This is a genomic window from Mesorhizobium sp. M2A.F.Ca.ET.046.03.2.1, assembly GCF_003952425.1.
Lineage (GTDB): Bacteria > Pseudomonadota > Alphaproteobacteria > Rhizobiales > Rhizobiaceae > Mesorhizobium.
Window position 1 is genome coordinate 4,475,073 of the sequence record NZ_CP034449.1, and the last position, 12,349, is coordinate 4,487,421.

Consider the following 12,349-nt stretch of genomic DNA (forward strand, 5'->3'; position numbering starts at 1 on the left):
CCCGACCTGTGCCTGAGGAGACGCGCTGCGGAAACAGTGGCAAAATCGCTCGTTCGTCGCTATCTCAGGGGAAATTGAAGTCCTTGGCATGCGGTCGCGCGTGCAAGCGTCGATTGGGCGAACAAGATGACGGCAAGAGATGCGCTGACCAAGAACCAGCTCTGCGTGCTCGAGAAGCTAGAGGCGTCCAGCGGGCCGCTCAGCGCCTATACGCTGCTCGACCAGTTGCGCGAGCGCGGTTTTCGCGCGCCGCTGCAGGTCTACCGGGCGCTCGACACGCTGGTGAAGTCCGGCTTCGTGCACCGGCTGGAAAGCCTCAATTCCTTCGTCGCCTGCGCCGAGCCGCACGACCACAGCCATTCGATGACCGCCTTCGCCATCTGCGACAATTGCGGCCAGGTGACCGAAATGTCCGACCACGACGTCGGCCATCGGTTGGACGAATGGGTGCGCTCGACGGGATTCGCGGCCAAGAAGGCGGTGATCGAGTTTCGCGGCGTTTGCGCGAAGTGCAGGGCCGAGGCTGCGTAAGTATCAGCTAGCCGGTTGACGCCGGCGCGGAGCCCCCCTCTCTGTCCTGCCGGACATCTCCCCCTCAAGGGGGAGATCAGCCGTAGTCACGGCTTTCGCCAATCTTCAAACGTTGCAAGACGAGCGCCGGCGCCGGAACCGCCAATCTCCCCCCTTGAGGGGGAGATGTCCGGCAGGACAGAGAGGGGGGGCGACGGATCGCGGCGCCTCTCGGCATGCCGCCTAATGCGCCTCGTCCCAATTGTCCGCCGCCCGGGCGTCGACATGCAGCGGCACCGACATTGAGACCGCCGGCATCGGCGCGTTTTCCATGACCCGGCGCACGACGGGGATAGTCGCTTCGACTTCCGCTTCCACCGTTTCGAAGATCAGTTCGTCATGCACCTGCAGCAGCATGCGGGCCGAGAGTTTCGCTTTCTCCAGCGCCTCTTCCATATGCACCATGGCGCGGCGGATGATGTCTGCGGCGGTGCCCTGCAGCCTGGCGTTGATCGAGGCGCGCTCGTTGAAGGCGCGGACCGACGGGTTGGAGGATCGTATCTCCGGATAGTGGATGCGCCGGCCGAAGATGGTTTGCACGAAGCCGTTTTCCCGCGCGTAGGCCTTGGTTTCCTCGATATAGTCGCGGATGCCCGGGAAGCGCTCGAAATAGCGCTTGATGTAGGCGCCGGCCTCGTCGCGCGGGATCGACAATTGGTTGGCGAGGCCGAAGGCCGAGATGCCGTAGATGATGCCGAAGTTGATCGCCTTGGCACGCCGGCGCACCTCCGAAGGCATGCCTTCGACCGGCACGTTGAACATTTCCGACGCGGTGATGGCATGGATGTCGGCGCCGTCGGCGAAGGCCTGCTTGAGCTGCGGGATCTCGGCGACATGGGCAAGCACGCGCAGCTCGATCTGGCTATAGTCGGCCGAGACCAGCTTGTGGCCCTTCTCGGCGATGAAGGCGGTCCTGATCTTGCGGCCCTCGGCGGTGCGCACCGGAATATTCTGGAGGTTGGGATCGGAGGATGACAAGCGGCCCGTGGTCGTCGCGGCGAGCGCGTATGAGGTATGCACGCGGTTGGTGCCGGGGTTGATGAAACCGGGCAGCGCGTCGGTATAGGTCGACTTCAGCTTGGTGAGCTGGCGCCAGTCGACGATCTTGCGCGGCAGCTCATGGCCTTCGGCGGCGAGGTCTTCCAGCAGCTGCGCCGAGGTCGACCATTGCCCCGTCTTGGTCTTCGAGCCGCCCGGCAGGCCCATCTTGCCGAACAATATGTCGCCCAGCTGTTTGGGCGAGCCGATGTTGATGCGCTCGCCGACGATGCCGTAGATCTCTTCCTCGACGCGGGCGGCGCCCTGCGCCAGCTCGCCCGAAAGCCTAGACAGGATCTGCCGGTCGACCGAGATGCCGCGCTGCTCCATGCGGGCAAGCACCGGCACGAGCGGACGTTCCAGCCGCTCGTAGACGGAAACGAGGCCCTTGGCGGCGAGCCGGGGCTTCAGCAATTGCCACAGCCGCAGAGCCAGATCGGCCTGTTCGCCGGCATAGGCGGTCGCGCGCTCGATATCGACCTGGTCGAAGCCGATGGCGCTCTTGCCCGAGCCGGCCAGTTCCTTCTTCGAGGCCGGCGCGTGTCCCAGCCATTTCTCCGACAGCGAGGCGAGGTCGTGACCGCCGGACGTGCCGGCGTCGAGCACGTAGGAGATCAGCATCGTGTCGTCGAACGGTCCGACCTCGATGCCGTGCCGGCTCATCACGACGATGTCGTATTTCATGTCCTGCACGATTTTGAGGACCGACCGGTCCTCGAGCAGCGGCTTGAGCAGCGCCAGCGCCTCGCGGACCGGGATCTGGTTCTCCAGCATGCCGCCGCCAAGCAGGTCGCCATTGCCGTTCTTGTGGGCAAGCGGCACGTAGACGGCGCGGCCCGGCGCGACCGCCATGGACAGGCCGATGAGATCGGCCTGCATCGGGTCGGACGAGCTGGTCTCGGCGTCAAAAGCGAGGATGCCGGCCTCGCGGGCTTCGGCTATCCAGGCTTTCAGCGCGGCCGCATCGCGGATGGGCGCATAGGCCGAAGGGTCGATCTTGCTCGCCGAGGCTTGTTCCAGCCGCAGCGCCGAAAGGAGCGATGGGGTGTCGCCCTGCGGCGGCGCGTCCTCGCCCCTCGTGGCTGGCGAGGCGGGCTTCGCGTCGCCGTTTGATTGAGGCACTGCCTGCCTTTGCGGCGCGCTGGCGCCGACATCGGGGCCGTGCGCGGCATCGGCGCGCTCGACGATGACGGCGGAAGCCTGGACGTCGCCGATCTCGGTCGCGGTCGCCTCGGCGACGCGTCGCGTTAGCGTGGTGAATTCCATGGTCTTCAGGAAGCCGATCAGCTTCGGTCCGTCCGGCGCGTGCAGCACCAGGTCGTCCAACCCCTCCTTCAGCGGCACATCGTTCTTCAGCGTCACCAGCTGACGCGAGATGCGGGCCTTGTCGGCATTGGCGATGATGGTCTCGCGCCGCTTGTCCTGCTTGATCTCGGAGGCACGCGCCAGCAGCCCATCAAGGTCGCCGAACTGTTCCAGGAGCTGCGCCGCGGTCTTCGGGCCGATGCCGGGCACGCCCGGAACGTTGTCGACCGAGTCGCCGGTGAGCGCCTGCAGGTCGATCATCTTTTCCGGCGGCACACCCCATTTCTCGATCACTTCGGGAATGCCGATCTGGCGGTCCTTCATCGGGTCGTACATGCCGACCGTCGGGCCGACCAGCTGCATCAGGTCCTTGTCGGAGGAAATGATGGTGGTGTCGGCGTCGACCTCGCAGGCCAGCCGGCAATAGGTTGCGATGATGTCGTCGGCCTCGAAACCCTCCATCTCGATGCAGGGCAGGTTGAAGGCCACCGTCGCCTGGCGGATCAGCCCGAATTGCGGGATCAGGTCTTCCGGCGGCGCCGAGCGGTTCGCCTTGTATTCCGGGTAGAGATCGCTGCGGAACGTCTTCGAGGAATAGTCGAAAATGACGGCGAAATGCGTCGGCACGATGCCCACATTGGTGTTGCGGGCGTCCTGCATCAGCTTCCAAACCATGTTGCAGAAGCCAAGCACGGCGCTGGTCGGCAGGCCGTCGGATTTGCGGTTGAGCGGCGGCAGCGCGTGGTAGGCGCGGAAAATGTAGCCGGAGCCGTCGACGAGGAAGAGGTGGTCGCCTTTTTTCATGCCGGCAGGGATAGCGCGGCCAGCCTTCGCGGTCCATGCCAAAGGCTGCGGAACCCACCGGTTCGGGCAACACCCCTGACAGATGCTGTCCGGCCGGAAATTGGGCGCTCACGGGCATGTTACAAAAGTGTAATTTTCATGCCCTTGAATCGCCACGTTCACAGACCCAAATACACGTCATCGGCAGTTTTCGCCGAAGTCCGGAGCAAGGCCCGTCCCCCGCCTATCCCGGGCAAACTGCGGCAGCCTATCCCCCTCTCCGGGCTGCCGCATCGTTTCGAGTAAAGACCGCCGTGGTTTCCCCTCCACCACGGCGGTCTTCTTTTATGTTGCGGCAGCGATTGACCGGGTTGGTCCAACAATCACGGCTTTTCGTTTTCGGCGTGGCCCCTTAGGGTCTGGCCAAAATCGAAAGGCTAAAAGCATGTCAAGAATCTCCCCCGTCCTTGAGCGTCTCGATCAGAATCTCGACCAGAGCCTGGAGCGGCTGTTCGGTCTGCTCGGCATCAAGTCGATCTCCACCGATCCGGCCTTCGCCGCCGACTGCCGCAAAGGGGCGGAATGGCTGGTCGCCGAACTCAAGCTGATCGGCTTCGACGCGAGTGTGCGCGACACGCCCGGACATCCGATGGTGGTGGCGCATCACGAGGGGCCGGCAGGTGCGCCGCATGTGCTTTTCTATGGCCACTACGACGTCCAGCCGGTCGATCCGATCGAATTGTGGGACACCGACCCGTTCGCGCCGTCGATCAAGGAGATCGAGCCTGGACGCAAGGTGATCACCGGCCGGGGCTCGGCCGATGACAAGGGGCAGTTGATGACCTTCGTCGAGGCCTGCCGCGCCTGGAAGCAGGTGCATGGCAATCTGCCCTGCCGCGTCACCATCCTGTTCGAGGGCGAGGAGGAATCCGGCTCGCCGTCGCTGAAGCCGTTCCTGGAAGCCAACGCCGCCGAGCTGAAGGCCGATTTCGCGCTGGTCTGCGACACCAGCATGTGGAACCGCGAGACGCCGTCGATCTGTGTGTCGCTGCGCGGCATGGTCGGCGAGGAGGTCACCGTCAAGGCGGCCAACCGCGACCTGCATTCGGGCCTCTATGGCGGTCCGGCCGCCAACCCGATCCGCATCCTGGCAAAGGTGCTGGCCGACATCCACGACAAGGACGGCCACGTCACCATTCCAGGCTTCTATGACGGGGTCGAGGAGACGCCCAGCCAAGTGCTGAAATCCTGGGAAGGCCTCGGCGAGACGGCCGAGACCTTCCTCGGACCGGCCGGTCTTTCCATTCCGGCCGGCGAAAAGGGGCGCTCGGTCCTCGAAATGACCTGGGCAAGGCCGACGGCGGAATTCAACGGCATCATCGGCGGCTATACCGGCAAGGGGTTCAAGACGGTGATCGCGGCGGAAGCTTCGGCGAAAGTGTCGTTCCGGCTGGTGCACAAGCAGGATCCGAAGAAGATCCGCGCCGCCTTCCAGGCCTTCGTGCGCGAGCGCATCCCCGGCGACTGCTCGGTCGAATTCCATCCGCATGGCGGCTCGCCGGCGATCCAGCTTTCCTACGACTCGCCGTTCCTGGCCAAGGCCAAGGACGCGCTGTCCGACGAATGGGACAAGCAGGCTATCACCACCGGCGGTGGCGGCTCCATCCCCGTGGTCGGCGATTTCCAGACCTATCTCGGCATGGAATCGCTGCTGGTCGGTTTCGGCCTCGACGACGACTGCATCCACTCGCCGAACGAGAAATACGAACTGACCTCCTTCCACAAGGGACAGCGGTCCTGGGCGCGCATCCTCGATGCGCTGACCCGGTGAGACGGAAATCGCGCAAGATGTGAGATTCAACTTTCTGTTGATTTTTCTCCGGATCGCGGCGAGGACGAATGACCAGCGCAACGCGCCGCCGCTGCTGACGCAGCCCAAGCGATACGCGGCGCGGCGGGCCGCGATCCGGAGAAGAGAATGACCGATATCCGTTTCCACAAGAACGACCTGCCCGACCTCGCCCGCTACAATGTCGGGGCGGTGGCCATCGACACGGAAACGCTGGGCTTGAACCCGCATCGCGATCGGCTCTGCGTTGTGCAGATTTCGCCCGGCGACGGCAGCGCCGACGTCATCCAGATCGCGCCTGGCCAGAAGAAAGCGCCGAATCTCGTCAGCCTGCTTCGCAACCGCGCGGTCACCAAGCTGTTCCATTACGGCCGCTTCGACATCGCCGTGCTCTACAATGCCTTCGGTGTCATGGCGGAGCCGGTGTTCTGCACCAAGATCGCCTCGCGGCTCGTCCGCACCTACACCGACCGCCACGGGCTGAAGGATCTGTGCAACGAATTGCTCGGCATCGGCCTGTCCAAGGCGCAGCAATCCTCGGACTGGGCAGCGGAAACGCTCTCGCCCGAACAGCTCGACTATGCCGCCTCCGACGTGCTCTATCTGCACCGTCTGCGCGAGGTTCTGGCGGCGCGCCTGGCGCGCGAAAACCGCACCAAGGAGGCCGACGCCTGCTTCCGGTTCCTGCCTACGCGCGCCAAGCTCGACCTTATGGGCTGGGCGGAGGAAGACATTTTCGCGCATAGCTGACGGAACCCGGCGCGGCGGCGGGCGTTCTTGCCGGTTCGGCCGGTTCACGGAGCGGGCCGGTTCGTGGAGGGAGTGAGATGGCAGAGCGCAAACCGATAGAAAGCGCGCCGAAGGACGGGGCGAAAGTCACCATCCTGTGGAAGGACGGCGACGGCGTCGTCAATGAATCCGTCGGCCAGTATCGCGATGGCGGCTGGTGGGTCTACACCGACAGCGACACGCAAAAGAAGGTCGATCCGACGAGCTGGCGTCCGGCATCGGGTGACGACGACGAATGAAGCTGGCGCTGGCGAGGCCGGCCGCTTTCCAATAGGTTCCATCCGTCACAGTTGGATGGCCGATTCGGGGTGCGTGGCTTCGTTGGTCCTCCGCTCACGGAGGGATTGGCAATGGGAATTGAAAGCCTGCTCGTTTTCATCATCATCGGCGCGATCGCCGGCTGGCTTGCCGGCCTGATCGTCAAGGGTTTCGGCTTCGGACTGGTCGGCAACATCGTCGTCGGCATCGTCGGCGCCCTGATTGCCGGCTGGATATTCCCAAGGCTTGGCTTTGCCGTGGGCGGCGGGATCCTTGCCGCGATCATCCACGCCACGATCGGCGCGGTGGTCCTGCTGGTGCTGATCAAGCTGGTGAAACAGGCCTGATCTTCCAGAAGGCATCGGGGACGCGCCATGAAGCAGAACATGCTCTATGTCATCATCGGCGCTCTCGTGGTCGTGGTCATTGCGCTCGGCGTCTACGTCTATCGCGAGCAGACGAGGCCGAAAGGCGTCGAGCTCAAGATCGACGACAAAGGCATTTCGATCCAGCAGAACTGATCACGGTGGCCAGCCGCCGGCGCCGTGAGGAGCCAGACTGCGCCGTGTGACGCGGCTGCTGCCCGCGGCGATCGGTGAGAAGCCGAATTCAGAAAATCCTAACGGTTTTCAAAACCGTGCATAAACCCTGCTTTAACGCGCCTTTAAACCGCCGCATCTACTCTTCAACCCGAACGCCATCGGTACCGGGGACAAACAGCTAGAGCGCATGGCGAACCGCAGAGACAGTCGCATCGAACCGAGCTTCGAGGGATCGCCGCGCGCGAAATCCTCCGAGGGCTTTTCGGTGAGCGAGGAGGATCGCGTCGTGCCGCGCACCCGCAAATCCGCTGCCAAGGGCAGGTCCGCCAAGGCGAAATCACGCGGCCGCGGCCGCGATCGCAACCGACGCGGATTGCTCGGCATCGCCACTCGGCTGGTCTACTGGTGCTTTGTGCTGTGCATCTGGGGCGGCATCGCGGCGGCCGGCGTCGTCGTCTATTATGGCGCCAAGATGCCGGCGGCGACGACGTGGTCGGTCCCTGACCGCGCGCCGAACATCAAGATCGTCTCGGTCGATGGCGCGCTGATCGCCAATCGCGGCGCGTCGGGCGGCGAGGCCGTCGGGCTGCACGAAATGTCGCCCTATATCCCCGAAGCCGTCGTCGCCATCGAGGACCGGCGCTTCTATTCGCATTTCGGCATCGACCCGATCGGCCTGTCGCGCGCCATGGTCACCAACCTCATCGGCGGGCATTTCTCGCAGGGCGGCTCGACGCTGACGCAGCAGCTGGCCAAGAACCTGTTCCTGACGCCGGACCGCACGCTGGAGCGCAAGGTCCAGGAAGTGCTGCTGGCGCTCTGGCTCGAGCACAAGCACACGAAAGACCAGATCCTCGAAATGTACCTCAACCGGGTCTATTTCGGCTCGGGCGCCTATGGCGTCGAGGCGGCCTCGCGGCGCTATTTCGGCAAGAGCGCGCGCGACGTGTCGCTTTCGGAGGCAGCCCTGCTGGCAGGCCTGCTCAAGGCGCCGTCGAAGCTTTCGCCGGCGCGCGACCCGAAGGCGGCCGAGGAGCGGGCGCAACTCGTGCTCGCGGCCATGCGCCAGACAGGCAAGATCAGCGACAAGGAATACAAGACGGCGCTGAGCGCGCCGGCGACGCGCGCGCCGTCCTATTGGACCGGCTCGGAGAACTATGTCGCCGACACGGTGATGGACGAGCTTCCCGACCTGATCGGCGACGTGCGCGGCGACATCGTCATCGACACCACGGTCGACCTCAACCTGCAGAAGCTTGCCGAACAGTCGATCCGCCGGCTGATCGACGAGAGCGGCAAGAAGCTCAACGTCACCCAAGGGGCGCTGGTGTCGATCGACGATTCCGGCGCGGTGCGCGCCATGGTCGGCGGCTATGATTATTCGACCAGCCAGTTCGACCGCGCCTCGGAAGCGCGCCGGCAGCCCGGCTCCGCCTTCAAGCCCTTCGTCTATATGGCGGCGCTGGAGGCCGGCCGCACGCCGGACAGCATCCGCAACGATGCGCCGATCAAGATAGGCAAATGGACGCCCGACAATTACGGCGGCAAATATTACGGCAAGGTCACGCTGGCGACGGCGCTCGCCAAGTCACTCAACTCGGTGGCGGCCCAGCTCACCATGGAGGTCGGCCCCGACGCCGTGGTCGAGGCCGCGCATCGCATGGGCATCCAGTCCGACCTGCAGGCCAACACCTCGATCGCGCTGGGCACTTCGGAAGTGACGCCGCTTGAACTGACCTCGGCCTATGTGCCTTTCGCCAATGGCGGCTACAAGCCGGACATCCACTTCATCCAGCGCATCACGACAGCAAACGGCAAGGTGCTCTACGAGGGCAGCACCGGCAGCGCGCCGCGCGTCATCAAGGCCGATATCGTGGGCATGATGAACTCGATGATGACCGGTACCGTCGAGGTCGGCACCGCCAAGAAGGCGGCGTTCAACTGGCCTTCGGCCGGCAAGACCGGCACCAGCCAGAATTCGCGGGACGCCTGGTTCGTCGGCTACACCGCCAATCTCACCACCGGCGTGTGGTTCGGCAATGACGACGGCAGCCCGATGAAGAAGGTCACCGGCGGCGCGCTCCCGGCGCAGGCCTGGCACGAATTCATGGTGGCCGCGCATGAAGGCGTGCCGGTCAGGCCGCTGCCCGGCACCTGGAAGTCGACGCCGTCCGATACGATCGTGCCGGACGAGATCCCGTCGGCGGATGCCTCGCAGCCGCCCGTGCCGCCCGCGGCCGTCGGCCAGTCGCCGCAGCCCGCCGCCCCATCGCAGCCCGTTGCCCAGGCGCCCGCCCGCCAGCCGCGTCCAGCCCAGACGGTCGATGCCGAGGGCTTCGACATGCCCAGCGACAGCGGATCGACCGCCTCGATCAAGCATCCGGTGCCGCCTGGCGATGTCGGCGGTCCGAAGAAAAGGCGGCAGACCTCGATCCTCGACATACTGGGCGGGGGTTGAAGCCCGTTCGCCAGATCGGAACGGCTCCAGCTTTTATTCCGTCGCGATCCCGAAAACCGGAAACCACATTCCGGGATCATCGCTGCGGCGGCAACTCGCCCTCTCGCAATGATTGCCGCCTTCGGCTACATGTCCGGCCGGAGACAAAGTTCATGGCCGAAACCGACAGCAGAAAAACCATCGTGCTTACCGGCGCCAGCCGTGGCATCGGCCATGCGACGGTGAAGCGTTTCTCGCGCGAGGGCTGGCGCGTCATCACCTGCTCGCGCCAGGCCTTCGCCGAGGATTGCCCGTGGCCGGCCGGCCCCGAGGATCACATCAAGGTCGACCTCGCCGACCAGGAAGATGTCGGCATCGCCGTGTCGGAGATCCGCCACCGGCTCGAGGCGCATGGCGGACAGCTGCACGCGCTGGTCAACAATGCCGGCATCTCGCCGAAGCTGAAGGACGGCAGCCGGATGAACTCGATCGAGACGCCGATGCATGTCTGGCGCGACGTCTTCCAGGTCAATTTCTTCGCGCCGATCATGCTGGCGAGGGGCCTTTTCAAAGAACTCGCCGCCGCCAAGGGCTCGATCGTCAACGTCACCTCGATCGCCGGCACGAGGGTGCATCCTTTTGCCGGCACGGCCTATGCGACGTCGAAGGCGGCGCTCGGCTCGCTGACGCGCGAGATGGCGCATGATTTCGGTCCGCATGGCATCCGCGTCAACGCGATCGCGCCGGGCGAGATCGACACGGCGATCCTGTCGCCAGGCACGGACAGAATAGTCGAGACGATCCCGCTGAGAAGGCTGGGCGGCACCTCGGAAGTGGCCGACATCATCTACTTCCTGTGCTCCGGCCAGTCGTCTTACGTGACCGGCTCGGAAATCCACATCAATGGCGGCCAGCACGTCTGACCTGGCTGATTTCAAGCCACAGTGAGGACGGCCTTGCCGCTGAAGCTGCGCTGTCTGAGCGCGTCCAGGGCCTGGCCGATGTCCGTCCACGGCACGGTCATGGCCACGCGGGTTTTCAGCCTGCCGGCCGCGACGAGATCGAGCAGGGCGGCGATGTCGGCGCCGATGGCTGAGCCGGATGAGTAATAGGCGAAGGTCTGCAGCTTGGCGCCCTCGTGGCCTGGAACGAACTGGCGAAACCCTACAGGCGTGAGTTCGCCGCTGCTCGAGCCGAACATGACGATGGTGCCACCGGGTGTCACACGTTCGATCGCGGCGGCGAGGCTCTTGCCGCCGACCGACTCAGTGATCAGCGAAGACGGCCCCTCGGCTAGTTCGATCGATTCGACGACCTGCCCGGCGCCCAGATCGCGAAGATCATCGTGATGCCGGGCCGAGGCGATCGCGGTCACCGAGGCGCCCTGCTCGCGGGCAATCTGGATCTGAAAGCGACCGACCGCGCCGCTCGCGCCGGTGATCAGCACCCGCTGGCCGGCGAGAACGCCACCATGGCGCAAGGTCCTCAGCGCCGTCGTGCCCGCCACCGGCAGCGTGGCGGCGGACGCGAAGCTGACGCCATCGGGTATGACGGCGAGACGGTCGGTCGGAACGGCGACATGTTCGGCCCAGCCGGCCTGGTCGACCAAGGCCGCGACGCGCGTGCCCCCTTGCCGGGCCTGAGCCGTCGGCCGACGCGCGTTCCACGATGCCGACGATATCCTGGCCGGGGATCCAGCCGTCGGGGCGGATGGCGAGCAGGCGCAGCTCGCCACGATTCAATGATATTGCATGAATTGCGACCAATGCTTCGTTCGCATTGCAGTTTGGCTCGTCGGCCTCGGTGAGGTTCAGCCGGCTGGGGCTGTCGGAAGAAATGGCGAGAGCGAGCATGGCCCACCTTTGAATTGGCGTCTGAGACGCGATCGATTGCGAGGATATCGGCGCGAACCTATCTTTCGTGACTGAAGAATCTAGAGATACAGCCAAATGATCGCTAAAAACATTCAATCATGAGACAGCCACCCCGCTGGCCCTGGCTAGATTTCGATGTCGACGACGTGGCTGCGCCGGCGATCGCCGTTGGCGTCGATGTCACCGAGACCAGGGCCGAGGTGCGCGCGCATTGGCATCGCAAGGGGCAGCTCGTCTTCGCGCTCGGCGGCGCCGTCACCTGTCGGGTTCCGACCGGGCTCTGGATGGTGCCGCCGCATTGCGGCGTGTGGGTGCCGACCCGCATGGAACACAGCAACATCGCGACGGCGAATGCGCGGATTTTCTTCGTCTATATCGAGCCTGGCGCCGCCGACCTGCCGGATCGGTGCTGCACGCTTTCGATCTCGCCGCTGCTGCGCGAAGCGATCATCGAGCTGTCGGAATGCGCGCCGGACGACCCGCGCTGCGACTTCCTGGGAAAGGTCCTGCTCGCCGAGCCGCTCATGCCGGTGCAGCAATTGCATTTGCCGATCTCGGCCGAGCCGCGGCTGCGCCGGATCGCGGAAGCATTGGCCGACAACCCTGCAGATCGCAGCACGCTGGCGGAATGGGCCAACCGGGTGGCGCTCAGCGAAAGCAGCCTGGCGCGCCTCGTCGTCAAGGAGACGGGCCTGAGTTTCGGCCGCTGGCGCCAGCAGTTGCACCTGATCGTGGCGCTCAGGGAACTGTCCGCCGGCGCCAGCGTGCAGCGGGTGTCGGGCGATCTCGGCTATGAATCCGTCACCGCCTTCATCACCATGTTCAAGAAGGCGCTGGGCAAGCCGCCGGCGAAATATCTCAGCGATATCGCGCAGAATGGCGGTTCCGCGTTTACAATTTGACG

The 12,349-nt window shown here is 64.8% G+C and carries 10 protein-coding genes and 1 pseudogene; 9 read left to right on the forward strand and 2 right to left on the reverse strand.

Annotated elements, in window-relative coordinates:
- Positions 1 to 126: 126 nt before the first annotated feature.
- Positions 127 to 531 (forward strand): Fur family transcriptional regulator, encoded by a 405-nt coding sequence (locus EJ072_RS21350; RefSeq protein WP_042640862.1) that lies wholly within the window; start codon positions 127 to 129, stop codon positions 529 to 531.
- Between the two features lie 222 nt (positions 532 to 753).
- On the opposite strand, the gene polA is transcribed toward EJ072_RS21350, so the two are convergent.
- Positions 754 to 3,717, reverse strand: a complete 2,964-nt coding sequence (gene polA / locus EJ072_RS21360) for a DNA polymerase I (protein ID WP_189343066.1) — start codon at positions 3,715 to 3,717, stop codon at positions 754 to 756.
- Positions 3,718 to 4,141: 424 nt separating this feature from the next.
- Here polA and EJ072_RS21365 point away from each other — a divergent pair, with 424 nt between their 5' ends.
- The 7 genes from EJ072_RS21365 to EJ072_RS21395 all read left to right on the forward strand — a co-directional run bounded on the left by EJ072_RS21365 (position 4,142) and on the right by EJ072_RS21395 (position 10,494).
- Positions 4,142 to 5,527 (forward strand): M20/M25/M40 family metallo-hydrolase, encoded by a 1,386-nt coding sequence (locus EJ072_RS21365; RefSeq protein WP_126081168.1) that lies wholly within the window; start codon positions 4,142 to 4,144, stop codon positions 5,525 to 5,527.
- Between the two features lie 147 nt (positions 5,528 to 5,674).
- Positions 5,675 to 6,295: a ribonuclease D gene (locus EJ072_RS21370; RefSeq protein ID WP_126081169.1), complete on the forward strand. Its 621-nt coding sequence runs from the start codon at positions 5,675 to 5,677 to the stop codon at positions 6,293 to 6,295.
- Between the two features lie 77 nt (positions 6,296 to 6,372).
- On the forward strand, positions 6,373 to 6,573 hold the full coding sequence (locus tag EJ072_RS21375) for a hypothetical protein (protein ID WP_126081170.1): 201 nt from the start codon (positions 6,373 to 6,375) through the stop codon (positions 6,571 to 6,573).
- A 111-nt stretch (positions 6,574 to 6,684) separates the two neighbouring features.
- Positions 6,685 to 6,939, forward strand: a complete 255-nt coding sequence (locus EJ072_RS21380; RefSeq protein WP_042640778.1) for a GlsB/YeaQ/YmgE family stress response membrane protein — start codon at positions 6,685 to 6,687, stop codon at positions 6,937 to 6,939.
- A gap of 27 nt (positions 6,940 to 6,966) precedes the next feature.
- The gene (locus tag EJ072_RS21385; RefSeq protein WP_126064347.1) at positions 6,967 to 7,113 is read left to right on the forward strand and encodes a hypothetical protein; all 147 of its coding nucleotides are present in this window, start codon (positions 6,967 to 6,969) and stop codon (positions 7,111 to 7,113) included.
- A 208-nt stretch (positions 7,114 to 7,321) separates the two neighbouring features.
- Positions 7,322 to 9,592 (forward strand): transglycosylase domain-containing protein, encoded by a 2,271-nt coding sequence (locus tag EJ072_RS21390; protein WP_126081171.1) that lies wholly within the window; start codon positions 7,322 to 7,324, stop codon positions 9,590 to 9,592.
- 152 nt (positions 9,593 to 9,744) lie between these two features.
- The gene (locus EJ072_RS21395) at positions 9,745 to 10,494 is read left to right on the forward strand and encodes an SDR family oxidoreductase (protein WP_126081172.1); all 750 of its coding nucleotides are present in this window, start codon (positions 9,745 to 9,747) and stop codon (positions 10,492 to 10,494) included.
- Positions 10,495 to 10,505: 11 nt separating this feature from the next.
- Here EJ072_RS21395 and EJ072_RS21400 read toward each other — a convergent pair.
- A pseudogene (locus tag EJ072_RS21400) lies at positions 10,506 to 11,424 on the reverse strand (zinc-binding dehydrogenase).
- 119 nt (positions 11,425 to 11,543) lie between these two features.
- Between EJ072_RS21400 and EJ072_RS21405 the strand changes: the two are divergent.
- Positions 11,544 to 12,347 carry a helix-turn-helix transcriptional regulator gene (locus EJ072_RS21405; protein WP_126081173.1) on the forward strand — a complete coding sequence of 268 codons (804 nt, stop codon included), beginning with the start codon at positions 11,544 to 11,546 and terminating at the stop codon, positions 12,345 to 12,347.
- Positions 12,348 to 12,349 lie beyond the last annotated feature (2 nt).